This window comes from Nakamurella aerolata, from assembly GCF_013002705.1.
In the GTDB taxonomy this organism is placed as follows: Bacteria; Actinomycetota; Actinomycetes; order Mycobacteriales; family Nakamurellaceae; genus Nakamurella; species Nakamurella aerolata.
The window spans coordinates 180940-206627 of sequence record NZ_JABEND010000008.1; the positions used below are offsets into that span (position 1 = coordinate 180940).

Consider the following 25688-nt stretch of genomic DNA (forward strand, 5'->3'; position numbering starts at 1 on the left):
CGTTCTTGATCGTGGCACTTGTTGGTTCCCCGATCTTGTTCTGCAATCCCAGCTCCGTAGCACCGGCACCGAACAACGCCGAAAACCGTGTGGCAGCAACCCGACTCGCTGCCCCGCTCAAAGGAGAGCACGCATGACACGAACGTCACGTTGTACGCCCTCAGGTACGCATCGGATGGCGGTGTCCGCGGTGGCGACCGCGGCCACCGCCGGGTTGGTGGTGACCGCTGTGCTGGCCCCACCGGCCGGCGCCGCCCCGCCCGGCTCCGGCACCCCACCGGACGCCACCACCTCCATCGGCACCGCAAAAGATCTCGATGTGATGTTCATCGGGGCGCACCCGGACGACGAGTCCGGCCAGCTGTCCACTTTCGGGCAGTGGAACGCCGACCACCAGCTGTCCACCGGCGTCATCACCATCACCCGCGGGGAGGGCGGCGGCAACGCCGTCGGGCCCGAAGAGGGCCCGGCACTCGGCCTGATCCGCGAGGCGGAAGAACGCAAAGCCGTTGGCAAGGCCGGCATTACCGACATCTTCAACCTCGACAAGGTCGACTTCTACTACACCGTGTCCGAGCCACTCACCGCGCAGGTCTGGAACCACGATGACACCCTGGGCAAGATCGTCAGGGTGATCCGGCAGACCCGTCCCGAAGTGCTGGTGACGATGAACCCGGCCCCGTCGCCGGGCCAGCACGGCAACCACCAGGAGGCCGGCCGGCTGGCCATCGACGCCTACCGACTGGCCGGCGACCCGAACGCCTACCCCGAACAGATCCGCGACGAGGGGCTGAAACCCTTTGCGCCGTCACGAATCTTCCGCGCCGGCGCCGCCGGCAAGTCGGCCACCGGACCGGCCTGCGCCCGTGGCTTCCAACCCGAGGACCCGAGCCAGGACGTCTACGGCGTGTGGTCCGGCACCAAGGCCCCCGACGGGCAGACCTGGGCCGCCATCGAGCGGCAGGCGCAACGCGAGTACGCCTCGCAGGGCTGGTCCGGATTCCCCGACCCGCCCACCGATCCGAACCAGCTCGGTTGCGACTACCTGACCCTGATCGACTCAAGGACGCCGATCCCGCGGCCGGGCACGGATGCCGCCTACACCAACCAGTCTCCGCTCGCCGGCGCGCTGCTGGCCGGCAAGGGCGACCTCCCGCTCGGCACCGGACTGGACTTCGACATTCCCGATTACCGGGTGCTGCCGGGGCAGGCCTTCGAGGCCACCGTCACGCTCACCGCGCCGCGCCGGGCGCTGCCCCGCGCCACCGCAACGCTGGTGGTGCCGGACGGCTGGACCGTTTCCGGTGGCGGCTCGCTCGGCACCGTCACCCCCGGCCGCGCGATGACCAGGACGGTGCGCATCACCCCGGCGGCGAACGCGCCGCTCGGCAGCAACGTTCGCATCGGCGTGCAGGTGAGCACCGCCAACGGCATGCGGGGCTGGAACGACGAATCCGTGCGCGTGACGGCCCCCGTCACCGCCACCCAGCAGCTGCTGCCGCAGGTCATCCAGTTCCAGCAGTGGGCTACCGAGAGCAACGTCGCGCAGCTGAGCGACATCGTCCGGCCGGTGCTGACCGTGCCGAGCGGCGGCAGCAGGACCATCGACGTCACGGTGACCAACCACAGCAGCACCAGCCAGTCCGGCACCGTAACCCCGCGCCCGCCAACAGGTTTCAGCATGACGCCGGCGTCAGCGCCGTACTCGTCGTTGGCACCGGGGGCCACCACGACGGTGAAGTTCACGGTGACCAACACCGACGCCGGCATGCCGACCTCGAACCAGGGCGGCGAGAACGGCGACTACCTCTACACCATCGACACCACCAGCTCCGGCGCCACCGGAACCACCCGGCAAGCCTTCGAGCTGGTGCCGACCACCGCCATCGAGCAGGCGCAGCAGGCACCCACCGTCGACGGCGTGGTGAGCCAAGGGGAGTACCCCGGCCAGGAGCTGAACGTCGGCCGGCTGTGGGAGGGCACCGCGTGCTCGTCGGCGGCGGACTGCTCCGCGACGGCGCGGGTGGCCTGGCGGGACGACACGCTGTACATCGCGGTCACCGTCAAGGACGACGTCAAGGGCACAGCACTGGACGCCGCGGACTGCAAGCGGCACTGGCGCACCGACGCCGTTGAGATCGCCATCGACCCGCGCGGCACCAGCGAGAACACCTCGACCACGTTCAAGGCCGCGATTCTGCCGTGGACCAAGGAAGGCCCGCCGTGCTACCTGCGGGACGCCGACAACCACCAGGGCCCCGGCCCGGAGACCGCGCCAGGCATGAAGGTCGCTTCGACCGTGACCGCGCCGTACACCGGTTACATGGTGGAGACCGCGATCCCGATGTCGTTGCTGCCCAGCGCAATTGACCCGCAGCACATGGGGTTGAACATTTTGCCGTACGACTCCGATACCCAGGACAAGACCGGGCAGACCCGCATCGGCTGGTCCACCTGGGGCGGCGTGCAGGGCGACCCGTACCGCTGGGGCATCGCGACGCTGCCGGGGTACACCCCGCCGGCCGACCGGCCCACCACTCCGAGTGACCCGGTGATGCCGACCGCCGCGCTGTCGTCGCTGGACAGCCCGCAGTCGATCGAGCAGGCGGTGCGGAACAACGTGGCACTGGCCGGTGATCCGGCCTCGCCGAACGCCCGCGCCGGCTGGGCGGTCACCTCGGCCATGGCGTCCGGATCCACCGCGACCGTCACCGTGAAGGCGGCGAGCGCCGGCACCGTGCATGCGTTCATCCGGGACGCCTCCGGGACCGTCGGCTCGGTGACCACCGCCGTCGGCGCCGGCACCTCGACGGTGACGGTGCCGCTGACCAGGGCGCCGTCCGGCGCGGCCACCGCACTCGTCGGCTGGGACGACGGGCAGGGCGGCACGGTGTCGTCCCAGATCCCGCTGCGGGTGAGCTGACCGCTCAGATTCATCACCAGCAGCAACAGCGGCCGATTTCCGGCGTTCTCGCCGGAAAATCGGCCGCTGTTGCTGTGGGTGCTGAATTCTCGGGCGCAGGCACCCGTATCAGCTGTGGCGGGCGGGTCGGGGCCACTGCGCAGCCGCGGTGTCGGAGTCGACTTTCAGCACCACCGACAAACCTGGCCCGCCGGCGGCCCAGTTCGACCGGAAACCGGCCGCTTCTGTCGGTGGTGCTGAATTCTCGGGCGCAGGCGATCGGCAGGATCAGCTGCGGCGCAGACTCGAGCACCGGCGAGCGCCCGGGCGATCGGCTCCGATACGGCTGTCTTGGCCAGCTGCTAGACACGCCGATACAGCTGCATCGAACGCGATCGAACCACCGTTACCGTGCCGGGCATGGATCCGATCCGTAATCCGTACGCGCCCGGCGCCGGGCAGCGCCCGCCGGAACTGGCCGGTCGCGACGAGCAACTCGCCACTTTCGACGTGGTGCTGCAGCGAGTGTCCAAGGGCCGGCCGGAGCGGTCGATGGTGCTCACCGGGCTGCGCGGCGTCGGCAAGACCGTGCTGCTGAACAGCCTGCGCTCGGCCGCGGTGCGGGCCGGGTGGGGCACCGGCAAGTTGGAGGCCCGCCCCGACCAGCGGCTGCGCCGGCCGATCGCCGCCGCCGCACACACCGCAGTGCGAGAACTCGGGCATCCGGCGGCCGCCGAGGTCGACCACGTGCTTGGCACCGTCAAGGCCTTCGCGCTGCGCGACCCGGACGCCAGCGCCGGCAAACTGCGCGACCGCTGGTCGCCCGGCATCGATGCCCCTGCCACCAGTGGCCGGGCCGACTCCGGCGACATCGAGATCGACCTGCTGGAACTGCTCAGCGACATCGGCGGCCTGGCTGCCGACCTCGGGCAGGGCGTGGCGCTGTTCATCGACGAGATGCAAGATCTTGCGCCGCAAGATGTTTCGGCGCTCTGCGCGGCCTGCCACGAGCTCAGCCAGGCGGCGCTGCCGGTGATCGTCGTTGGTGCCGGGCTGCCCCACCTGCCGGCGGTGCTGTCGGCGTCGAAGTCGTACTCCGAGCGGCTGTTCCGCTACTCGCGCATCGACCGGTTGGACCGCACCGCCGCCGACAAGGCGCTGAGCACCCCCGCTTCCGACGAGGACGCCGGCTTCGACGACGAGGCCCTTGCCGCCATGTACGCCGTCACCTCCGGGTATCCCTACTTCGTGCAGGCGTATGGGAAGGCGGTGTGGGACCAGGCCCCGCGCTCGCCGATCACCGCAGCCGACGTCGCGGTGGCCGCCCCGCTGGCCGAGGAGGAGTTGGCCGTCGGCTTCTTCGGCTCGCGCTACGAGCGCGCCACCCCGGCCGAGCGGGAGTACCTGCGGGCCATGGCCGACGTCGCGGTGGGGCCGGATCCCGGGCAGCCCAACAACTCCCCCGATGCCCCGGACCCTGAGAGCGCCGGAAACACCGGTACCGAACAGTCCGCCGAGACGGCCAAGGAGGCCGAGTCGGTGAGCACCGCCGACGTCGCGGCGCTGCTCGGCAAGAAGCCGCAGTCGCTCTCCCCGGCCCGCGACGCGCTGCTCAAGAAGGGCCTGATCTACTCCGGCGAACGCGGCCGGATCGCTTTCACCGTCCCGCATTTCGGCCGTTACCTGCGCACCGCCGGGTGACGCGCCACCGCCGGTACCGGTGATTGCGTCGATATCGGCGGTACACCGTTTCAGGTAATGCGTGATTACCGGAAACAGCACCATCGATGGCCGGACGAAACCGCGGCTGCGCATCGGGATTCGGTGGTTGTCCGAGTGCCATGGTGTGGCGAGATTGCTAGCGTCGCGGACGTGGGTGTGCGGAACTATCTGATCGAGGGCGTCTCCACCACCGGCAAGACCGCGGTGTGCACGGAGGTGCAGCGCCGCGGCTTCCAGGCGATTCACGGCGACCGGGAGTTGGCGTACCAGGGCGACCCGGCGACCGGCCGGCCGCGTGACACCGGCGAACCGATCAGCCACCAGCATCACATCTGGGACGTCGCACGTGTCAAAACCCTTGCCGCCGACCAGAATTCGCCGGTCACGTTCTTCTGCGGCGGGTCGCGGAACTTCGCGGCGTTCATCGACATTTTCGATGCGGTGTTCGTACTGACCGTCGACCGCGACACCCTGCTGCAGCGATTGGATCGTCGCACCGACAACGACTTCGGCGCCGATCCGGACCAACGTGAGCTGATCATCCGGTTGCACGGCACCGGAGCGGACGTGCCGGCCCGCGGCATCAGCATCGACGCCACCGCACCGATCGGCGTCGTCGTCGACACCATCGTCGCGGCGATCGCAGACCCAGCCGAGCAGCCGGCCCACCGGGCGGCCGAGCAGCTCGCCGACCAGCCCGGCGACGGCGACGGCACCAAAGCCAGCAACCGAGCCAGCAACCGGGCCGGCCACAAGCCGTAGCCGCCGACGGTTTGCCCAGGTCACCGCGATAGAATCGGTCGCCACACCGAGGCCACCGCGGGGAGTCGCCGATGACAGAACAGGCGGATTCGCCGACACCGGAGTCGCTGGCGCCCGGCTCAGGGCTGCTGACCCCGCTGGGACTGACCGACAGCGCAGAGCAGCTGTACTCGGAAGTGTCCGCCGCCACCGCCGTCGCCAGCGCCGACCTCGCCGGACGGGACGCCGATCTCGCTGCGCTGATCCAGGTCGGCCTGCTGCGGGTCACCGACGACGAGCGGCTGGTCGCCATCCCGATCCGGCTGGCCGTCGAACGCTGGGCCACCGAGCAGGAGCTGCGGGTGCGGCAGGCCCGGTCGGCGGCCAACCAGTTCGCCGCGCTGCAGCGCACCACCCACGGCCGGTTCCTCGAGCTGGTGCGCGGCCTCGACCAGGCGAGGGACGTCGCCGATCAGCTGCAGTACCGGGCCGAGACCACGGTGTTGTGCTTCGACCGGGAGCCGTACTTCAGCCAGTCCCGAGGCGACATCGCACCGGCCCAGCCCGAGGTGTCGGCGCGCGGCATCAAGTACCGGGTGGTGTACCAGCAGCGGGCGCTGGACGACCCGCTGGTGATGGCAGCGGTCCGGCAGTCGCTGGAACTGGGCGAGGAGGCCCGCACCTACCCCAACGTGCCGATGCGGATGCTGATCGCCGACCACAGCCTTGCCGTCGTCGTGCTGCCGTACGGCACCGACCCCACCGACCAGGGCCCGACCGACGTGGACGCGTTGGTGGTGCACCCGTCCGCGCTGCTGGACGCGCTGGTGCGCACCTTCGAGGCCATCTGGCAGCTCGCGGTGCCGGTGGGACGGCTCACCGCCGACTCCGAGGACGGCGACCTTCCCGAACACCGACTGTTACTGCGGCTGCTGGCCACCGGTGTCACCGACGCCTCGATCGCCAGAGAACTCGGCGTCAGCGAACGCACCGTGCACCGCAGGGTCACCCGACTGCAGCAACTGCTGGGCGCCAACTCCCGGTTCCTGCTCGGGGTGCAGGCCGTCAAACGCGGCTGGATCTGATCGCGGTTCAGGTCAGCCGCTGAGACAACAACATCGAGTGCGGATGGATCGGCGGCGGTGTCGTATTCCTGACAATGCCGATTCGCGCCACCGAGAACTCTTGGCCGCTAGCGGGTTCGCCTGATTGCCTGTCGGGCAAGCTCGGCGTCCGCACGCCGATCCCAACACCTCGGAGGCAGCATGAGACTACCCACTACCCGCACCCCGGCGGCCGCCCGCCCAGCCAATGGTTCCCGGTCCGGAAGACACGGACGGCGCGGACGAATCGCCACTCTTGCCCTGGTTCCCGCCGTCGCACTGCCCCTGGTGGCACTGCCAGCCGGGCTGTTGGGCGCCAGCCCGGCAGCGGCGGCGCCGCCACCGCAGGCCAGGACCAACACCGCCGGGCAGGCCCCCGACGTCGGCAAGTTGGCCGGCAAGCTGGCCAGGCAGAAGCTGACCTGGGAGACCTGCGACTTCGGCAGCGCCGCCCTCAACGAGCGCTTCAACCAGCCGAACGTCAAGTGCGCCACCGTGACCGTGCCGCGGGACTGGCATAACCCCAAGGACGGCAACACCTTTTCCGTCCGCATCTCGCAGGCCCACAACATCGATGTGAAGAACCCGCGCTACGCCGGCACCATCTTCACCAACCCCGGCGGCCCCGGCGGCTCCGGCCTGGTCTGGGGCCCGGCGATGCAGGAACGCACTCCCGATCTGAATCCGTATTACAACTACATCGGCTTCGACCCGCGCGGCGTCGGCCAGAGCACGGTGCCCAGCTGCCAGTACAGCTACGACGCCAACTCCACCGACCCGAACGCCGAGTCGAAGGCCATCGCGGCGGCGTGCAGCAAGGACCCGGCCATCCGCGCGGTGAACACCGAGCAGACCACCTACGACATGGACTTCATCCGGTACCTGCTGAAGGCACCGAAGCTCAGCTACATCGGTTACTCCTACGGCACCTGGCTCGGCGCCTGGTACGAGAACGTCTTCGGCGCCAAGTTCGGCGGCCGGTTCCTGCTCGACTCCTCGACCGACGTCACCGAGCCGACCCTGCAGAAGACCTGGGACCTGCAGCCGATCGCCCGCGACCGGCAGTTCCAGATGCGGATGATGAGCTGGATCGCCAGGCAGAACGACACCTACGGCCTCGGCGAGGACCCGAGGTCCATCTACAACCGGTACTTCGCCGCCACCGCCAAGCTCGATCCCGGCCTCGTCAGGTTTGTCTGGATCCTGTTCGGCGGCACCAGCGCCTTCAGCTCGAACGAGAACTACCCGGCCGCCGGCAGCGTGGTGCAGACGCTGATCGAAATCGGCGAGAGTCCTGAAGACGCCGCTGCCGCCGCAGCGGCTGACCCGGCCGCCACCGTCGCCGCGCTGCTGGAGCGGAAGGCGGCCCAGCCGGGCGCCCGCAACCGGATGGCCGCCCCGGCCGAGCTGGACCAGAACCGCGAGTTGGCGCTGGAGCTGGCCAAGCTCGGCGGCAACCGTGATGCGCGTCAGGCCCCGGCCGCGGCGCAAACCACCGGCACCTTCAACGACGCGTTCGACATGATCCGCTGCAACGACGGACAATGGACCCAGGGTGCCGCCTACTGGGAGGCCAAGAACGCCAAGACGGCGAAGAAGGCCCCGCTGACCGCGCAGTGGGGGCTGCTGTCCAGTGTCCCACTGTGCGCCTTCTGGCGGACCAACAACATGATGCCGGTCGCCACCAAGTGGTTCCCGAAAACCGTTGTGGCGCAGTCCGAAATGGACTCGCAGACCGCCTGGGAGACCGGCTACACCAGCGGTGTCAAGCTGCCCAACACCAGCTTCTCGGCGGTCGACAACGAGGGATCACACGGTCTGTTCCCCTACGGCACAGAGGCTTTCGACCGCCCCATCATCAACTACTTCCTGAAGGGCAAGCAGCCCAAGGACATTGCGGTGTCGCAGGCACTGCCGCTGCCGCTGGAAGACACCACCTACGAGAACTGGGGCAAGCTCAACAACAAGGCCAAGCACGTGCCGGTCGATCCCGGTCCGTGGACGCCGGCCGGCAGCACCGCCAAGAAGATCGCCACCAGCACCGCCGGTGACGAACTGCTGGCGAACGCCGAATCCGAGCGGCTGCTGCGCGCGCAGGTTGCGGAGCAGTACGGCACCGCCGGCCTTGCGGTGCTGAAGCGCTTCGGCCGCTGACCCGGCTGAATCAGGCGCGACGCACCAGGCAGGTGGCAACACGCATGACGCACCAGGCCTGACGCAACACCGGTGAGGCAACCCGGTAAGGGCCCGTTCCGAATCGGAGCGGGCCCTTACCGCTGCGCCGGGTCTGAACCAGCGGCGGCCCTGGCAGCTGCCTGGGCGTCCTGTCCCGAAGCCGACGACCCGTCCGACGGCACATCCGGCGGCACGTCCGACCGCACATCCGGCGGCACGTCCGACCGCACATCCGGCGGCACCCCCCGCGACGAGGCCGAGTCCGACGCCAGCGCCGGTGGCGCATCGGACGCCACCCCGGGCGGCGAGTCCGGCGCACCGGCGACGGCGTCCGCGAACTCCGTCCAGCGCTTGCCCCACACCCGCGACAGCCTCGACTCGCGGCGCTGCGCCTTCGCCAGCTTCTTGGAGCCTTCCGGGTAGTGCCGCCTGGCCCAGGCCGAGTTCGGCTTGGCCAGCCGACTCGCGGCCACCCAGGCTACCGGCGGGAAGAACACCGCGAGCAACAGCAGCCGGTACTTGCCCCGCATCGCGGCAATGACCAAGCACACCAACGTGATCGCGTACATCACCGCCACCGGGACGACCACCTGCCAGCCGCCGGTGAAATCGGAGTCCGTCACCGGGGAGACCCCCAGCGCGACCAGTGAAAGACACATCGTGGCCAGCGCCACTGCCTGCACCGACGCCTGCCCCTGTTTGGCCCAGTACACGTCCTGCAGGTGCAGGATCAGCGCGAACTCGTCCAGCACCAGCGACGCGCCCACTCCGACCGCCACCCCGGCCAGGATCCTGGCGACCGGCCAGTCGGCGGCCAGCGCCATCACCGCGCCGATCAGCAGCAGGATCAGCCCTGGCACCGCGTGGTGAATGTGCACCCCGGACGAGGTGACGTTGTTGCGGAACGGGCCGCGTCCGGCGCGGATCATCCTGGTGATCAGCCTCGTCACCAGAAACGTCACGATGAACGACGCCAAACACGCCAGCAGCGGCCAAGTGGTGCGCACGTCGAACGTCATCGGTGCATTGTCCGTCACCCGGGCCGAACGCGCGGGGGCAATGGTCCCGGCACCGGCGCCGGGCGCGCGCTCGATGCGGACGATGCGGGTGGTGCAGGCAAGCACACTGCCGAGCCCGACCTGCACGCCACCGGCCGCGCGGAGCACAGCGGGGAATGCCGCTGGGTACGCTGGCGTTTCCACTTTTGGATTCTTCAATCAGAAAACTCGGCAGACGCGTCGACCAGTCCAGCGTCAGCCGCAGAACCTGGGAGCAGCCCCGTGACCAGCAGTAACACCGATACCGGCAGTGCGCAGGACGTCCGCGAGGTGATCGTGGTCGGGTCCGGCCCGGCCGGCTACACCGCCGCGCTGTACCTGGCTCGCGCCGATCTGCACCCGCTGGTGTTCGAGGGCATCAGCTTCGGCGGCGCCCTGATGACCACCACCGAGGTGGAGAACTACCCCGGGTTCCCGGAGGGCATCATGGGCCCCGACCTGATGGCGCGGATGCGCGAGCAGGCCGAGCGGTTCGGCGCCGAGTTGCGCCCCGAAGACGTGGAACACATGGAGCTGGACGGCCCGATCAAGAAGGTGACCGTCGACGGCAAGGTCTATGCCGCCAGGGCCATCGTGCTGGCCACCGGCAGCGCCGCCCGCTACCTGAACCTGCCCGACGAGCAGCGGCTGATCGGCAAGGGCGTGTCGGCCTGCGCCACCTGCGACGGGTTCTTCTTCAAGAACCAGCACATCGCGGTGGTCGGCGGCGGCGACTCCGCCATGGAGGAGGCCACCTTCCTCACTCGCTTCGCCGACAAGGTCACCCTGGTGCACCGCCGCGACAACTTCAGGGCCAGCCCCATCATGCTGGACCGGGCCAAGGCCGACCCGAAGATCTCCTGGGCCACCAACGCGCAGGTGACCGGCGTCGACGGCGAGGGCAAGGTGGAGTCGCTGGAACTCACCGACACCGTCACCGGCGAGCGCCGCAAGCTGGACGCCACCGGGCTGTTCCTGGCGATCGGGCACGACCCGCGGTCGGAGCTGTTCCGCAACCAGGTGGCCACCGACGCCGAGGGATATGTGTTGACGGGCAAGAACATTCCCGGCGCCCCCGCCGACATTGCCGGCACCGCCACCAGTTCACCCGGCGTGTTCGCCTGCGGCGACCTGGTCGACCACACCTACCGGCAGGCCATCACCGCCGCCGGTTCCGGCTGCGCCGCCGCGCTGGACAGCCAGCACTACCTGGCTTCGCACGGCGCCGACACCACCGACCCGGAGCCGGAGCACAGCACCGACGGCGCCGACAACGCTCCGCTGCAGCAGCACACCGCGAACGTCTGACCCACCGGATACAACCAACCGGCACCAACCACCCAGACCCACCATCCCCCATCGTCCGGACCCGGACCGAAACCCTCAGGAGGGCAACACCATGGCCACCATCACCACCACCGACGCCGACTTCGCCAAGGACGTACTGCAGTCCGACAAGCCGGTGATCGTCGACTTCTGGGCCACCTGGTGCACCCCGTGCAAGGTGGTCGCCCCGGTGCTCGAAGAGATCGCCGACAACAACGCCGACAAGGTGACCGTCGCCAAGCTCGACATCGACGCCAACCCGCAGATCGCGCAGCAGTACCAGATCCTGTCGATCCCGACCATGCTGGTGTTCAAGAACGGCGAGGTCGTCAAGCAGGTCGTCGGTGCGCACCCCAAGGCCAAGCTGCTCAGCGAGTTCAGCGACGTGTTGGCCTGAGCCGCAACGCTTCTCGCCGCGGCGAAAGGGCCGGCACCCGTGCTGGGTGCCGGCCCTTTCGCTGCTCGGAGCTACTTCTCCGTCGGCGTGAACTGCAGCCCGATGCCGACCACCGGTTCCGGCTGCAACGGGACCAGCGAGGTTCCGTCCGGCCGTTGCGTGGCGCCGCTGGCCGGGGCGGACCCGGTGTCGATGGTGATGCCGGGAGCGGTGCCCCATCCCACGAGCTGGCTACCGGTCCACACCAACCCCGGGACGGAGTAGTCGCCGTCGCTGCTCATCGGCAGACCCAGGCTGGCCCAGCTGTCGTCACCCAGGCTCCAGCGCCGGACGCTCTCGCCGGTCCGTTCGGCCGTCGCACCGCCCGGCGTCGGGTACTCGTGCAGGTAGATCAGCCCGTCGCCGGTCCAGATCGGCGTTCCGCCCGGTTCCAGCCACTGGCCGTCGGCGCGGGGGCCGGGTGTCTTGACCCGCTCCGCCGAGCCGTCGGGCAGACGCAGCGTCCACACCGACAACTGACTCTTTCCCTCGTCGGACGCCTTGGGGTCAAGGATCGAGCTTCGGCCGCCGGCCCAGACCAGGGTGTCGCCGGCGGCATAGAGCTGGCCGAAGTCCTCGCGCTGCCCGATGCTGGGGGCCGCCGCCCAGCCCTTCGCGCCGGCAGCGAGCCGGTAGCTCACCGTTCCGTAGTCTGACGGGCCCGCACCATCCGGCAGCTGCGGCGCCGCCGCCGACTGCTCTGGTACCAACCGCCCGGCCGCGGACTGCTCGGCGCCGGATCGCTCGACACCGGACCGCGCGGCACCCGACTGCTCGGCACCCGACCCGGCCGGTCGGTCAGCGATGCCGGCCCACCAGCCGATCCGCAGGTAAACCGACCCCGCGTCCGCGCCCTCGGTCGGGACGGCGGCAGCGATCTGATCGGCATTGCGCCCCGGCGCCAGATCGATGCCGGGAAGCTCGGCCCAGCGCAGCGTCGCCGGATCGAGCGCCGCGACGTTGATGTGGTTGGGGCGCTTGACATCCTGAGCCAGGACGACGATGCGCTTGCCGTCCCACACGGTCTGCTCCGTTTGATGCGAAACGTCGTCGGGTTCGCTGCCGCGCACGTCGAACGGCAGCGGCGGCGCCGTCCGCCAGCGCTGGGCCGAGGGGGAGTAGAGGGCGGTATCGGCACCGGCGGTCCAGACGACGAGGTCGCTGCCGGTCCATACCGAACCGAAGTTCCCGGTTGCACCGATCGGGCTCGGCGCGTCCGGCAGCTTGCTCCACGCCTTGGTCTTCAGATCGTAGGCCGCTCCCTGCCGCGCGTCGGACGCCGAACAGGACGCGTTCCCGGCGCGCCCCACCACCAGCATCGTGCTGCCGGTCCATACCGTTGCCGCCGGCGTCCGCGGTGCGATCGGAGCGTTGTCCAGATAACTCCACCCTTGATTCATCTTGGGCAGATCGCCGGTGCCGCAATTCTCTTGCTCAGGAACCGGCTGCATCGGTATCGAATCGGTACGTGGAGCGCCCGGTGCATCGGAGGCCGCGGCGCTGCCGGCGGGTGAACTCTGGGCTGCGGCGGCGCTACGGCTGGATTCGGCGGCGTCCCGCTGCCCGTTGACGGCGACGGTGACGCCGGCGGTGAGCGCCACCACGGCAGCTGCGGCGGCGACGCTGGTGACAGCGGTGCGCCGGCGGGAGCTTCTGGCCACACCGGTCCTGACGTCGGCGGCGATGCGCTGCGGGTCGGTGGCGTTCGCGCCGCTGCGGTAGGCGGCGGAAAGGTGTTGGCGGAGTTGGTTTTCCAGATCGTCGGAACGATCGGGTTGCTGGTCGGTCATGACGATGCCTCCGAAGTGGGGGTGGCGCTGGACCGCAGGCGGTGCAGCGCGCGAGACAGGTGGGAGCGGACGGTCGCCGGGCGGCACCCGATGGCGGCGGCGATCTCGTCGTCGGTCTGGTCGAACAGGTAGCGCAGCACCACCGCCGCACGCTGCTGGCGAGGTAGCGCATCCAGCAGCGTCCTGAGCTGGTCGCGGACCTGCGCGGTCGCGGCGGGATCGACGCCGGCCGGCCGATCCAGCACCGCGGTGTCCGAGGTCAGCAGCACCGGCCTGCGCTTGGAGCGCCGCCGCTCGTCCAGATAGCTGTTGACCACCATCCGGCGGACGTAGGCGCGCGGGTCGTCGACAGCGGCGATCCGGCGCCAGTGCTTGCCGGCCTTGAGCAGCGCATCGGCGAGGACGTCTTGCCCGAGCTGCCGGTCGCCGGTCAGCACACCGGCGAACCGGGTCAGGTCGGTGAGCTCGGTCGACAGGAACCCCTCGAAGCTGCGTGCGCCGGCGGGCGCGGCCACCGCTGCCGCCAGCGTGGGACGGTCTGAGCCGGAGCGATCCGCTGGACGACCACCGGTGGACGCCACGGCGGGCAGGACCGCAGGCGGCGGGTCGTCGGCGGCCATCGGCAGCGTCGTCACCGGACCGGCCGGTCTGTGGTGCACCGAGCCGGCCGGGCAAAGCCAGCGGCCCATGCCGGCCCGGCGTACCCGGCGGGCCGGGTGCCGGCTTCCGGCGGCGGTATCGACTGGCTACCGGTGCTGCGGATGCTGCCGGTACTGCTGGCGTTGCTGGTCATGTTGGCCTCCCGACAAGTTGCTTCATACCCTGTCCAACGCTCGGCCGACACCGATCTGTGCAGTGCTCGGTCGCGATCTAGCCAGCGTCCGGACCAGCATCTGGCGGCGCTGTGCCGCAGTCAGCCTGCTCATTTGTCCGAAAGTGGCTTCTCGATCCGCAAACCGCGGATGGCCCCGCGGGCGAACTCGAACGAGAAGCCACTTTCGGACATATGGCTCCTGGCAGCCAGCCCGCCGGAGCGCCCGCCCTGACGGCGTACCGTGAACTGACCCACCGAGGCGAAGACCGTCGCCACGAATTGATGACATCTCATCACCGTGCGTGGCGGCGATGTCGTGCCGATCGGCATCCGTGGCACACTCGGCCCGGAGCGGGTTGATGAACTGCCGGGGCCATCGATCCGACGAGCGGGGCGGCACCACCTGACCACAGGGCCGGCACCACCCCAGAGCACCACCGGACAGCGCACCGCTTCACCAGGAGGAACCAGCTTGCTGCGACTCGGCGACGCCGGCCCCGAGGTCGGGCAGCTGCGGCGATCGCTGTCGTCGCTCGGGCTGCTGCCGCCCCAGACCACCGAGGAGTCCGGCGCGGAGGTCTTCGACCGTGACGTCGACTCAGCGGTGCGCGCGTTCCAGCAGGGACGCCAGTTGCTGGTCGACGGCAAGGTGGGGCCGGCCACCGAACAGGCACTGCTGGACGCCCGTTGGAAGCTCGGCGACCGCACCCTGTCGTACACGCTGTCCGCGCCGATGACTGGCGACGACATCGTTGATCTGCAGAACCAGCTGTCGAATCTCGGCTACAACACCGGCCGCCCGGACGGGCTGTTCGGAGCCCGCACCGACGCCGCGGTCCGGCAGTTCCAGCGCGACTGCGGGCTGCCGGAGGACGGCGTCTTCGGCCTGGAGACCGGGCGGGAGTTGCAGCGGATCACCAAACGCCAACTGGTGACCGGCGGCCGCCCGCACTACCTGCGGGAGCACCAGCGGGTGCGGTCGGCCGGGCCGCGGCTGCGCGGCAAGCGCATCGTCATCGACCCTGGTTACGGCGGCGCGGACACTGGTTTCCTGATCACCGGTCCGGACGGCGAGCAGATGAGCGCCGCCGACCTGGTGTTCGACCTGGCCCGCCGGCTGGAAGGCCGGATGACGGCCACCGGCATGGCCACCTACCTCACCCGCGGCCCCAACGACGACCCGGATCCCAAGCAGCGCGCCGGTTTGGCCAACTCCATCGACGCCGACCTGCTGCTCAGCCTGCACATCGAGTCGAACCCGTCGCCGCTGGCGTCCGGCATCGCCACCTTCCACTTCGGCACCGACACCGGCAAGACGTCGACGCTCGGGGAGCAGCTGGCCTCGCTGGTGCACCGCGAGCTGGTGGCCCGCACCCGGATGCTCGACTGCCGGGTGCACCACGGGGCCTGGGGCGTGCTGGTGCTCACCAACATGCCGGCGATCCAACTGGAGCTCGGCTATCTGTCCAATCCGGATGACCGGGCCAAGCTCCTCGACCCCGAGTTCCGGAACCGGGTGGCCGAGGGCATTCTGGTCGCGGTGAAGCGGCTCTACATGGACGGCAGGGACGAGCCGCACACCGGCACCTTCACGCTGTCCGACCTGATGGCGCACGAACGCTCGGTGCACGGCGCCGAGTAGCCGATTCGGCCCATTCGGCCTCGGGCCGGACGTGCGCTCCGCATACTGTTCGGCATGTCTGCAACCACCCGGACGGCGCTCGGTGGCCGGCTGGCGGGCGCCGCGCTCGCCGTTGCGCTGCTCACCCTGACGGCGTGCTCCGATCCCGTCGCCGGTGACGCCGAATCCGGCTACCAGCCACCGGCGATCGACAAGGTGCGCCTGACGCAGAGCCCACCGCCCGGCGGGGAGATCATCGCCATCTCCGCCGACGGCAGCCGCACCGTCGCCATCGACAACAACAAGGTGTGCAGCGTCCGCGGCACCGACCAGCCGGTGTGCGCGCAGTTGCCGGACGACGGACCCAAGCCCGCGGTGGCGCTGGCACCGGCCGGCGACCGGTACGTCGTTTTCACCGACCCGCGCACCGTCGGATACCCGCCGGTCGGGGGCGCGTGGATCGTGGCCGCCGACACCGGCAAGGCCACCACCATCGAACTCCCGCGGCGCACGCTGCCGTCCGGTCGAGGCGCCGGCGCCCCGAGCCCCACCGAGCCGAGCGGCAGCGCGCCGGGTGGTAGCGCGCCGAGCGGTAGCGCGCGCTCGAGCAGCCCGCCCGCCGGCAGCGGCGGGCCCGATCTGCCGGAGCTGATGGCCGCGTTCGTATGGGGCGAGAACGACACGCTCTACGGCGTCACCATCGGCAGCGGGGTGGTGCAGGTGAACCCGGCTGACGGCAGCACCAAGCAGCTGGTACCGGGCGCCACCGAACCGTACGACGTGCTGACCCGGGTGACGCTCGCCGGCTCGACGCTGGTGACGCTGCGCCGGGTCGCCCCGAACGACACCCGGCTGGTTTCGCTGACGCTGCCGGCCGGAACCCCGGCCGGCCCACAGGTGCCGCTGGGCGAGGGCCAGCCGCTGTTGCTGGGCGCCTCACCCGATGGTCAGCACGCGCTGGTGTCGAAGACGGACCTGCAGCGCTTCCTGCCGGGAGAGACCTCCGTCGTCGACCTGAAGACCGGCGCCAAGAAGACAGTGCCCGGCACCGCCGACGCGTACACCATGGCCGGCGGCTACTCCCCAGATGGTTCGCTGATCGCGCTGGTCACCGCAAACAAGAAGAACGACAGCCGGCTGCCGTCCGGCTTCACCATGGCGCTGGCGCCGGCCGACGGCAGCGCCGCGCCCCGCCCGGTCGGCGATCCGGGCAAGACCCAGGCGTACGGCGGATTGCGCTGGAACACCAAGAACCCGCTCTGCACCGATGGTTCGCTGATCCCAGAAGTCGCCTGCTGGACGCTGCAGTAGCGCGAAAGCGCCGGCGCTGCAGTCGTTTTCCGGTCCACCCCGTCGTCCACCGCACTGGCCACCGCGCTGGCCACCTCGCTGACTCGCCGGCCGCCGCGCCGGGCGTCCACCAGGCGTCCACCGGGATTCGGCAGCCTTTGAAACACTTGGTCCATGACGGACACGGTGCGGCTGCGACGAGTCGACCCGGACGAGGTCAGCGGCATCGCGGAGCAGCAGACGGCCCAGCCCTGGGGGCACTGGATCAACAAACCCGACACCGACCACTTCGGGATCGACGTAGCCGGGCGGGTTGTCGGCCAGATAGTGCTGCACGACATCAATCTCGCGAACGGTGAGGCGCTGATCGCGTACCACGTCTTCGCGGCGTCCGACCGTCGGCGCGGCTACGCAACACGGGCGCTCGCGCGGCTGGTCGAGCTCGCCACCGAACGCGGCGACCTGCGGCGCTTGGTGATCATCACCTCCGCCGACAACGCCGCGTCCCAGGCGCTCGCGCGGCGGGGCGGCTTTCGTTACGTCGGTGCGCCGCGCGAGGACCCGACGGGGCTGGTGTTCGAACGTCAGCTCTCCCGCGGTACCCGGGCAGGTGATGAACGCTGACGTGCCCGACAGAAAGGGGCCAGGAACCGTGCGGTTCCTGGCCCCTTTCGCGTGCCGAGCGGAACTACGTGGTGCCGGTGGGCGAGCGAGTCAGGGCGAACGCGTTGTCCACCGAATCCAGCGGCCGCAGCCGGTAGGTGTAGGCGTAGTCGCGGTCGGCGAAAAGCTTGTAGGCGTCGTGGGTTTGCGCGCCCCAGCTGTTGTCGCCGCCGACACCCATCTGGTGCCAGTTCACCCGCAGGACTACCTCGTCACGCGGCTTCAACTGGTACGGATGCCGCACCCCCTGGGAGACGTCTTCCGGGGTGAAGTGCGAGGCGTTCACCTCCAGCAGCTGTTGCTTGCCGTCGGCGTCCGGCATCGGCTCCGCCGACACCAGCAGCCCGGAGCCGGACCCGCCGGTGAGTGCGAACCAGCGGATGTCGGTGCGGTTGGCGTTCTCCTGCGGCCGGATGTACTCGGTGCCGAGACCGTCGACGGTGGTGGAGTACTGCCCGACGAACGAGCCGGTCTTGCGGTCCCACATGTTCTCCAGCGGACCGCGGCCGTAGTAGCTGACGTTGTCCAGTTCTTTGGGCAGCGTCAGCATGGTGCCGATCTCCGGGATGTAGGGCAGCGTCGCGGCGCCGGGGTGGAAGGTGTTGTCCACCTTGATTTCTCCGTTGCCGAACACCGTGTAGGTAGTTCCGTAGTTCGATACCGGGTTGGTCGGGACGGTGCCCTTGACGTCAACGCGCACGGCCTTGTCGGCCAGCTCGGTGACGGTGACGGAGGTGACGGTGACGGAGGTGACGGTGCGTTTCGCACCGGCCTGCCGCCAGGTGGCCTGCCGCCCCGGCTGCCCGTTGCCCTCGTCGTTGTCGGTGGGCGCGCGCCAGAAGTTCGGCGCCGGACCGGAATTCACCAGCCGCTGCCCGCCGGCGGTGTAGTTGCTGAGGGTGCCACTGGCCTTGTCGATGGCCGCTGCGAAGGTGCTGCCGGACACCGTCACCGCGTCGGCGTTCTGCGTCATGCGCAGCGCCGGGACACCGGACAGCGGCCGCTCCTGCACCACCGGGCTGGACAGATCCAGCGGCAGCTGCTCGCTGGCCACTTCATAGCGCGCCGGTGCCCATGCGGTGGCGACCTTGGTGCTGAACGAGAACTGCAGCTGGTACTCGGTGCCGGCCGCCGGCTTGCTGGGCAGCCGCAGCGGCAGGGTGATCTCCTTGCTGCTCAACGGTTTCACGTCCAGCTGCGTCGAGTTCAGCCGGCCGCGCTGGATCGGCATTCCGTCCTGCAGCAGCGTCCACTCCGCCAGGTAGGCGTTGGCGTTGGTGAACAGGTACTCGTTGGTGAGCTTGACCTTGTTCACCGCATCGGTCGCGGCCACGTTGAGCTCTTGGTAGACCTTCTTGACCTCGGTGGCCTTGCCGCCGATCTTCCGGTCGGCCTGCACAATGCCGTTGGCCATGAAGTTGCCGTCGTTGGGGTTGTCGCCCCAGTCGCCGCCGTAGGAAAGGTAGGTGCCCTGCTGGTCGGCGGATTCGGCGTACTTCGCGGTGGCCGCGTCGAACCAGAACTGCACACCGGCGCCGGCCGGGGTGCGGCCGGGGTCGGCGAGTTGCTCGGCGCCCAGTGCCGTGTTGTACACCCTGGCGGCGCGGATAGTGCCGTCCAGCACCCGGTCAGGGTTCTGCGAGTCGACGCCGAGACCCACTGCCGCACCGTTGGATTGCGGCGCAGCGGTGGTGGCGCTGGTGGCCACCTGCTGGCCGTCGATGTACAGCCGCAGCTGGTCGGCCTTATCGTCGAAGACACCCGCGACGTGATGCTCCTTGCCGACCCAGTCCGCCGGCAGCGGCGCGCTGGTGGAGATCCACTTGCCGCCGGAGTAGATGAAGAACTCGAGCTTGCTGCCGTTCTGCTTGATCGAGTACTGGGTGTCGCCCTTCACCACGATCGGTTGGTGGCCGCCGATGCTGTTCGGCGTCACCCAGGCCTCAAGGGTGAGCGAAGAGGTGAGGTCGAGCGCGTCGCTCTGCGCGAACTGCGCGCCGCCGGTCAACCCCTTGTCCGCCGCAAATTCGGCTCCGGGCAACAGTTCTGAGCTGAGCTTGCCGGGGCCGCTCTCGGTCACGTTCCGGGTCGGCGGGATGTCCCAGCGCAGCGCCTGGTCGACGAAGTCCCAGATGTAGCCGCCCTGCAGGATGTCGTGCCTGCGCACCACGTCCCAATATTCCTTGAAGTTGCCGTTGGAGTTACCCATGGCGTGCGCGTACTCGATCATCAGATACGGCCGCTGGTCAACGGCACTGGCCCGCTTCTCCACATTGGTCGGGCTTTCGTACATGGCCGAGCGGATGTCGGAGACCTCCGGCCGGTTGTCACCCTCGTAGTTGATGACGCGGGTCGGGTCGTAGTCCTTGGCCCAGTTGCGCATGTTCTGGAAGTTGGATCCGCCGCCCGCCTCGTTGCCGAGCGAGTAGAAGATCACCGACGCATGGTTCTTGTCCCGCAACACCATTTGCTGCATACGGTCGAGGCTGGCCGCGGTCCAGTCCGGGTTGGACGTGGGGTACTGATTGCGCACCCCGTGCGTCTCCATGTTCGCCTCGTCCATCACATAGATGCCGAGTTCGTCCGCCAGTTCGTACCAGGCGGGGTTGTTCGGGTAGTGCGAGGTGCGCACCGAGTTGATGTTCAGCTTCTTCATCAACGTCATGTCGCGGCGCATGTTGGCCTCGGTGACGGCCTGCCCGTTGTCCGGGTCGGTTTCGTGCCGGTTGGTGCCGCGAACCGACATCGGCTGCCCGTTGATCCGCAGCAGCCCGTCCTTGATGCCGAATTCCCGGAAACCGACGCGGTTGGACAGCGTCTCAGTTACCTTGCCGTTCGGGTCGACCAGCTGCAGCACGGCGGTGTACAGGTTGGGCTGCTCGGCCGACCAGAGCTTCGGCGCGGCAACGGCTTTGCGGGCCGAGCTGGTGGCGTCCAGCCCAGTGGCGACGGAGCCGATGTTCACCTTCTGGTCCATCGGAGCGTCCCAGACCGGCTTGCCGTCGGCGTCGTACAGCTGGGTGCGGACGGTGTAGGTACCGGTGGCGTCCGCACCGTAGTTGCGCACCGACGCAGTGACGTCGAGGTCGGCATTGGTGTAGTTGTCGCGCAGCGGGGTGGCGATGGCGAAGTCGCGCAGGTGCACCTGCGGGGTGGAGAACAGATACACCGAGCGGAAGATGCCGCTCAGCCGCACCATGTCCTGGTCCTCCATCCAATCTCCGTCCGGGAAGCGGTACACCTCAACGGAAATGTTGTTGCTGCCCGGCCGCAGGTAGTCGGTGATGTTGAACTCGCTGGGCGTGTAGCTGCCCTCGCGGTAGCCGACCTTCTGCCCGTTCACCCACAGGTAGAAGGCGCTCTTGACACCCTCGAAGTGCAGGAAAGTGGTTCTGCCCGACCAGTTCTGCGGCAACTCGAAGCTGCGCCGGTACTGCCCGACCGGGTTGAACTTCTGCGGAGCCCTTGGCGGCTGCGCGTTCTCGCCCTTGCCGTTGGCTCCCCAGAAGGGGTAGGTGGAGTTGGTGTAGATCGGCTTGTCGATGCCGGGCAGTTTGGACAGCTGCCAGTTGCTGGGCACCTTGATGTCGTCCCAGCCGGACGGGCCGACGTTCTCGGCGTAGAAGTCGGTGTCGCGCTCCGCCGGCGTCATCGCGTGCTGGAACTTCCAGGTGCCGTCCAGCCGGAGTCGGTAGGGCGAGTTGGTCCGGTCGGCCTTGAGCGCCTGCCCGGTGTTGGCGTACGGCATCAGCGTGGTGTGCGCCGGCTCGCTGTTCACCTGGAAGACCGGGATGTTGTTGTCCCATTCCGGGTAGCCGTTGGCCGGCGCCGGCCAGCTTGTGAGCTTCTGGGTGCCGCGCGGGGCGACGTAGCTGCCGCCGATGACGCCCTTGGGCTCGGCCTGAGTGGCCCCAGTGGCCTGAGTGGCTTGAGTGGCGGCAGTGTCGGCAGTCGGATCGGCAGTCGGCGCCGCAGTGGCCGCTCCGGCCCGCGCGTCGGTGCGTGCCTGGGTGCCGGCCTGGGCCGGAGCGACGGCGAGGCTGACCACCACCGCCGCCGCGGTGCCGATCGCGGCCGCCGCGCGCCACCGGTGCCACCTCGCCCGGCTTGGTCGCGAGTGGGGTGGCGCTGCGTTCGTGGTGTTGGCCGGGTAGCGGAACATGTTCCGGGTCCTCTCTGCGCTGAGAAGCGGGTACCCCTCCGACGAATCCGTGCCGATGCCCGGGCCGGACAACGCTGATTCAGCCGGGCCGGCGCGAATGCCGGGACGCACTTCGCTGGGACAACGCGGTGACATCGATGTCAGCGAACCCGCCAAGCATGTCGCATTGTGTTCGAGTTTGGCAATACTTGATCGGTCAACCGAGCGCTTTTCGTGCGGAGTGCACTGGCGGTGCTGTCGCAGCGGCAACCGACGCCGCCGTCAGGCGCCCCACGCAGAGGCGCTGTCTTGACCGGACAGGTGTTTGCGAAAGCGTGCGGGCGTCGTGGCCAGGGCCGATACCGACGCCGCGGCGGCGAGTCATCGGGTGACTCACACGGCCATCCACCGGCGCCCGCCTCGGCAAGCGGGGCGGAAACCGCCGGGACTGGTTGCCGCCGACCGGGTCAGCTGCAGCTCACCTTGGCGTCGGCCCAGTCGGCCCGGTCCCACCAGTTGTCGGCGTCCACCTTGCCGACGTCCAGGCGCAGCACGTTGACCCCGGTGACGTCCAGGTCGAGCTGCCGCGGCTGCTCGCCGGCCCGCACGGTGCCGCTGCGGTACTTCTCGGTGCCGTCGGCGGCGACGACGAACTCGACGTCACCGTCGGCACCCGGCTTGTTCATGCTGTCGTCGATGCCGACCACCGCGGTGAACCGGTTGCACTGCCCGGCCAGGTAGAACTCGGCCTTCGCGACCGAGTTGGTACCCAAGCCCTTCGCGTAGGTGACGCCGGCGAGCACCAGCGGCCCGCCGTCGCCGGCCGCGCCCTCGCCGTTGTTCATGTCGCGCTCCCACGGCCCGAGACCGCCGGTGGACGACAGGAACGGCAGGTCGGACAGGTAGTGGGTGCCGGCGCCCGGACCGCCGCCCAACAACTCGATCGAGCCGCTGCTGCGCACCGACTGGTTGCTGCCCGCCGGCACCGCGGTGGCCCGCACCGTGACGGTGGCCTTGGCCGGCAGGTTCGCCTGCGGGTCGGTAGTCAACCGGTAGCTGGCCGTCACGGTGGCGCCGGCGGACACGACGCCGGGTGCCGGGGTGAGCAGCTCGGCGGTGACGCCGGCGGGCAGCTGCGGTTCGAGGGTGAGCTGGGTGAGATCGGTGAGCGGGTTGGGATTGCGCACCGACACGGTCACCGTGGTCGGGTCGGAGGCGTTGAGGTAGCTGTGGTCTGCCTGCAGGGCGACCACGGCGGGCTGGGCGTCGGCGGAGACGAACGCCACCACCTGAGCACCGAGCTTGCTGATGTCGCCGGACGGGGTGGTGGGCAGTGTGTCGGTGCTGCTGCCCCTTGGCCCAGGCGTCGCCCATCGCGAACCAGTCGATCGGCTTCGGGCTGCTGCCGGAGACCAGCGCGGCGTCCAGGCTGTCGAAGTAGGCCTGCCAGCGCGGCAGGTAGTAGCCGCTGATCAGGCCCGACCACTCGCGGTTGGCGTAGTCCTTGAGTTGCCCGTCCACCGAGCCGGTGCGGTTGAGCCACACCGTCAACAGCAGCTTGCTGTCGGTGCGCAGCTCGCGCCGCTCGGCCTCGCTGGCGCCCCACTGATCGGTCTGCGCCAACCACGGGCCGAGCATGGTCTGGGCGTTGCTGCCGGTCACCGTGTCGAGCAGCCTCATGGCGCCGATCCAGCGCTCGGTGAGCAGGCGGAACTCGGTGAGATCCTTGGCGTCGTAAGCCTTTTTGATCTGCGGGAGCATCTCGCGACTGGTGTTGGCCAGCACCTGCCGGCTGACGTCCATCAGGTCGTAGCGGTAGGCGCTGGAGTTCCGCAGCTTCGGGTCGACCGCCAGCAGCTTGGGCAGGGCGGCGGCGAAAGCCGCTGCGTCGTAGCGCATCTGCCCTGGTGACCAGGTGGCGGCGTGGGTGACGGTGAGGCTGGGCTGGGCGGTGAACAAGCTGTCCTGCGCCTCCGACCAGGTGCCCGACGGGGTGTTGTAGGCGGTACTGGCCAGAATGTTCCACGCGGCAGCGGCGTTGGCGTCGGTGCCGCCGTAACGGCGCTGCGCGTACTGCGTGTACCAGTCGGTCAGGTCGGCTGGCCCTTCGGCCCAGGCCAGATCGGTCAGGAACTCGAAGGCCACCGGGTTGTTGTCACTGCCCTCCGGCATCACGGCGATACCGTCAAGAGCGCTGCCGGCCTTGCTCTTCCATGCCCAGTAGCGTTGGTTCCAAACCCCGATGTTGGCGCCCATCGTGGTGTGCCCACCAAAGTTCCAGATCGAGCCGAACGCGTAAGGCGTTCCTTGCCACTGGGTTTCGCGGTTCAGGTTGTTGTAGCGGTCCGAAATCCCGTCCACGATCAGCATTTTCGACTTGTCGACCGCGTTCAGCGTGGTAGCGAGGGGATTGTTCTGCCAGCCGAGGATGGCCCAGAGAGCGCCGGGTCGGGCCGTCTCAAGGCTGGCCTGCACCGCCTTGCTGGCGGCTGCGACGTTCACATCGCCGGCACGCCCGCCTTCGTGCAGGAGATCCATCTTGTAGAGCCCAGCGGTACCGAGCCGGGCCTTGGAGGCCGCGTAGAACTCTTTGGCCACCGCGGCGAGTACCGCGTTGGTGGGGTCCAGCCAGTCCGGGCGCTGCACGGCGCACCACAGCCCCTGCGGGACCGTCTTGGCACCGGGGTTACGCGCGGCGAAGTTGTCAGGGACGGTGCCGAAATAGCCTGGCAGAACGGCTTTCATGCCGAGTTCGTCGAGCCGGCCGACGATCTGCTTGCCGAGCGCGGCCCGCTGATTCAGCACCGTCTCGCTGATCGGCGACGGAAAGCTCGAGATGTTCTGCAGCAACCACCACGGCTGGTGCGCCGCCTGCGGAATCCAGGACAGCATCTCCGCCTTCGAGTACCCGAACTTAGTGAAGGTGTCGAGGTACACCGCCTCGGTGCCGACCGGGACGAACACCTCGTTGACGCCGTGCAGCGCCAGCACGTCGATGGTCCGCTGCCACTCGTCCCAGCCCCGGTAGGCACCGGTGTAGCCGTCGTCGGTGTCGTTGAAGATGTAACGATTCTTGGCGTTCGCCTTTCCGGTGATCTCCTTGGTGGGCAACGGGAGTCGCGGATTCGCACCGAGCGAGTCGCCGTTCCACGAGATCTCCACCTTGGCCACCTCGGTGAGATAGGCGTTCAGCCCGCGCACCAGCACCGCGGGGGAGTTGCCCCCGATCAGGATGCGTCCGCGCTGCGCCGCCACCCGGTAGCTATCCACCCCTGGCTGCGCCGGCTGCTCGGCAACGAAGACGAACCGGGCCGCGGCCACGTCTCCGAGCAGCCGCTTGGTGGCGGCCATCGCCGGCGCGGTGCTCCAGCCGGCCGCTGCTGTCGCGCTGGGCGCGCCCTTCGCGGCGGCCGGCGCCGCCTGCGCGGTGCCGGCCGGCGCCAGCACGGTGCCCACCACCAGACTCAATCCGAGAGCGGCAGCCACACCAGCGACCATGCGGTGGAATCGGCGACCGCCGCGCCCAGCGGAGTGCCGGCGGATGCCCGGCTGCCCGTGCCGCCGTGGCTGCGGGCGCGGTCCGGGCGCCACGACGATGGGTTGTTTCGGCTGCGGGTTCATGGCTGACCTCACTGTCGTCCACTTCGGCGATGCGGCGTAATCCGGTTCCGGCTGCGTGACGCGGGTTGGTGATGATCCGGTCTGGTGCTTGATCGGGCCTGGTGGGTGATCGGGCCCGGTGCGGCCGCCCGGCCGCGGGAAAGCAATTAGTAACGAATAGATCGTTATTAATCCCGGTAGTCTGCTTGGCTGTCAAGGGTGGTGGCCAGATTGGTCCGATCATTCGCCTGATCGAGAACGGTTGAGCTCCGAACGACCGGGGCGCTACCTGCTGTGACGAGGCGGCTTCCGCTGCTCCGATCGGGC

Annotated in this window: 16 protein-coding genes and 1 pseudogene; 10 read left to right on the top strand and 7 right to left on the bottom strand. The window is 69.2% G+C overall.

From position 1 onward, the window contains the following. Positions 1-175: 175 nt before the first annotated feature. From HKD39_RS14235 to HKD39_RS14255, 5 genes are all read left to right on the top strand, one after another. A complete protein-coding gene (locus HKD39_RS14235) occupies positions 176-2923 on the top strand; it encodes a sugar-binding protein (protein ID WP_171200536.1) in 2748 nt (915 codons plus the stop codon). 399 nt (positions 2924-3322) lie between these two features. Then, on the top strand, positions 3323-4603 hold the full coding sequence (locus tag HKD39_RS14240; RefSeq protein ID WP_171200537.1) for an ATP-binding protein: 1281 nt from the start codon (positions 3323-3325) through the stop codon (positions 4601-4603). Positions 4604-4774: 171 nt separating this feature from the next. Then, positions 4775-5386 (top strand): AAA family ATPase, encoded by a 612-nt coding sequence (locus tag HKD39_RS14245; protein ID WP_212754573.1) that lies wholly within the window; start codon positions 4775-4777, stop codon positions 5384-5386. 71 nt (positions 5387-5457) lie between these two features. Beyond that, positions 5458-6450 (top strand): helix-turn-helix transcriptional regulator, encoded by a 993-nt coding sequence (locus HKD39_RS14250; RefSeq protein WP_171200538.1) that lies wholly within the window; start codon positions 5458-5460, stop codon positions 6448-6450. Between the two features lie 306 nt (positions 6451-6756). Continuing rightward, on the top strand, positions 6757-8622 hold the full coding sequence (locus tag HKD39_RS14255; protein ID WP_171200539.1) for an alpha/beta fold hydrolase: 1866 nt from the start codon (positions 6757-6759) through the stop codon (positions 8620-8622). Positions 8623-8738: 116 nt separating this feature from the next. Here HKD39_RS14255 and HKD39_RS14260 read toward each other — a convergent pair whose 3' ends face one another. Beyond that, positions 8739-9845: a hypothetical protein gene (locus HKD39_RS14260; protein WP_212754586.1), complete on the bottom strand. Its 1107-nt coding sequence runs from the start codon at positions 9843-9845 to the stop codon at positions 8739-8741. 78 nt (positions 9846-9923) lie between these two features. Here HKD39_RS14260 and trxB point away from each other — a divergent pair, with 78 nt between their 5' ends. Together trxB and trxA are read left to right on the top strand one after the other, a co-directional pair. Then, the gene (gene trxB, locus HKD39_RS14265; protein WP_171200540.1) at positions 9924-10988 is read left to right on the top strand and encodes a thioredoxin-disulfide reductase; all 1065 of its coding nucleotides are present in this window, start codon (positions 9924-9926) and stop codon (positions 10986-10988) included. Between the two features lie 91 nt (positions 10989-11079). Beyond that, positions 11080-11403 (top strand): thioredoxin, encoded by a 324-nt coding sequence (gene trxA / locus HKD39_RS14270; protein WP_171200541.1) that lies wholly within the window; start codon positions 11080-11082, stop codon positions 11401-11403. A 71-nt stretch (positions 11404-11474) separates the two neighbouring features. Here trxA and HKD39_RS14275 read toward each other — a convergent pair whose 3' ends face one another. From HKD39_RS14275 to HKD39_RS14285, 3 genes are all read right to left on the bottom strand, one after another. Then, positions 11475-13232: a hypothetical protein gene (locus HKD39_RS14275; RefSeq protein ID WP_171200542.1), complete on the bottom strand. Its 1758-nt coding sequence runs from the start codon at positions 13230-13232 to the stop codon at positions 11475-11477. Then, positions 13229-13867 (bottom strand): RNA polymerase sigma factor, encoded by a 639-nt coding sequence (locus HKD39_RS14280; RefSeq protein ID WP_212754574.1) that lies wholly within the window; start codon positions 13865-13867, stop codon positions 13229-13231. Before HKD39_RS14280 ends, HKD39_RS14275 begins: the two co-directional genes overlap by 4 nt. A 287-nt stretch (positions 13868-14154) precedes the next feature. Next, positions 14155-14376: a hypothetical protein gene (locus HKD39_RS14285; protein ID WP_171200543.1), complete on the bottom strand. Its 222-nt coding sequence runs from the start codon at positions 14374-14376 to the stop codon at positions 14155-14157. Positions 14377-14518: 142 nt separating this feature from the next. Here HKD39_RS14285 and HKD39_RS14290 point away from each other — a divergent pair, with 142 nt between their 5' ends. The 3 genes from HKD39_RS14290 to HKD39_RS14300 all read left to right on the top strand — a co-directional run bounded on the left by HKD39_RS14290 (position 14519) and on the right by HKD39_RS14300 (position 17581). Then, positions 14519-15688, top strand: coding sequence for an N-acetylmuramoyl-L-alanine amidase (locus HKD39_RS14290; protein WP_171200544.1), 1170 nt, complete (start codon positions 14519-14521; stop codon positions 15686-15688). 54 nt (positions 15689-15742) lie between these two features. Then, positions 15743-16978 (top strand): hypothetical protein, encoded by a 1236-nt coding sequence (locus HKD39_RS14295; protein ID WP_171200545.1) that lies wholly within the window; start codon positions 15743-15745, stop codon positions 16976-16978. A 153-nt stretch (positions 16979-17131) separates the two neighbouring features. Next, complete coding sequence (locus tag HKD39_RS14300) at positions 17132-17581, top strand: GNAT family N-acetyltransferase (RefSeq protein ID WP_171200546.1); 450 nt, start codon at positions 17132-17134, stop codon at positions 17579-17581. 64 nt (positions 17582-17645) lie between these two features. Here HKD39_RS14300 and HKD39_RS14305 read toward each other — a convergent pair whose 3' ends face one another. From HKD39_RS14305 to HKD39_RS14315, 3 genes and pseudogenes are all read right to left on the bottom strand, one after another. Continuing rightward, entirely contained in the window at positions 17646-21503 is a 3858-nt protein-coding gene (locus tag HKD39_RS14305) for a glycoside hydrolase family 2 TIM barrel-domain containing protein (protein ID WP_343074728.1), read from the bottom strand. Positions 21504-22228: 725 nt separating this feature from the next. Beyond that, positions 22229-23050 carry an NPCBM/NEW2 domain-containing protein gene (locus HKD39_RS20610; protein ID WP_343074729.1) on the bottom strand — a complete coding sequence of 274 codons (822 nt, stop codon included), beginning with the start codon at positions 23048-23050 and terminating at the stop codon, positions 22229-22231. Positions 23051-23150: 100 nt separating this feature from the next. Continuing rightward, positions 23151-25382: pseudogene (locus tag HKD39_RS14315) on the bottom strand (alpha-N-acetylglucosaminidase); the annotation flags it as partial. Positions 25383-25688 lie beyond the last annotated feature (306 nt).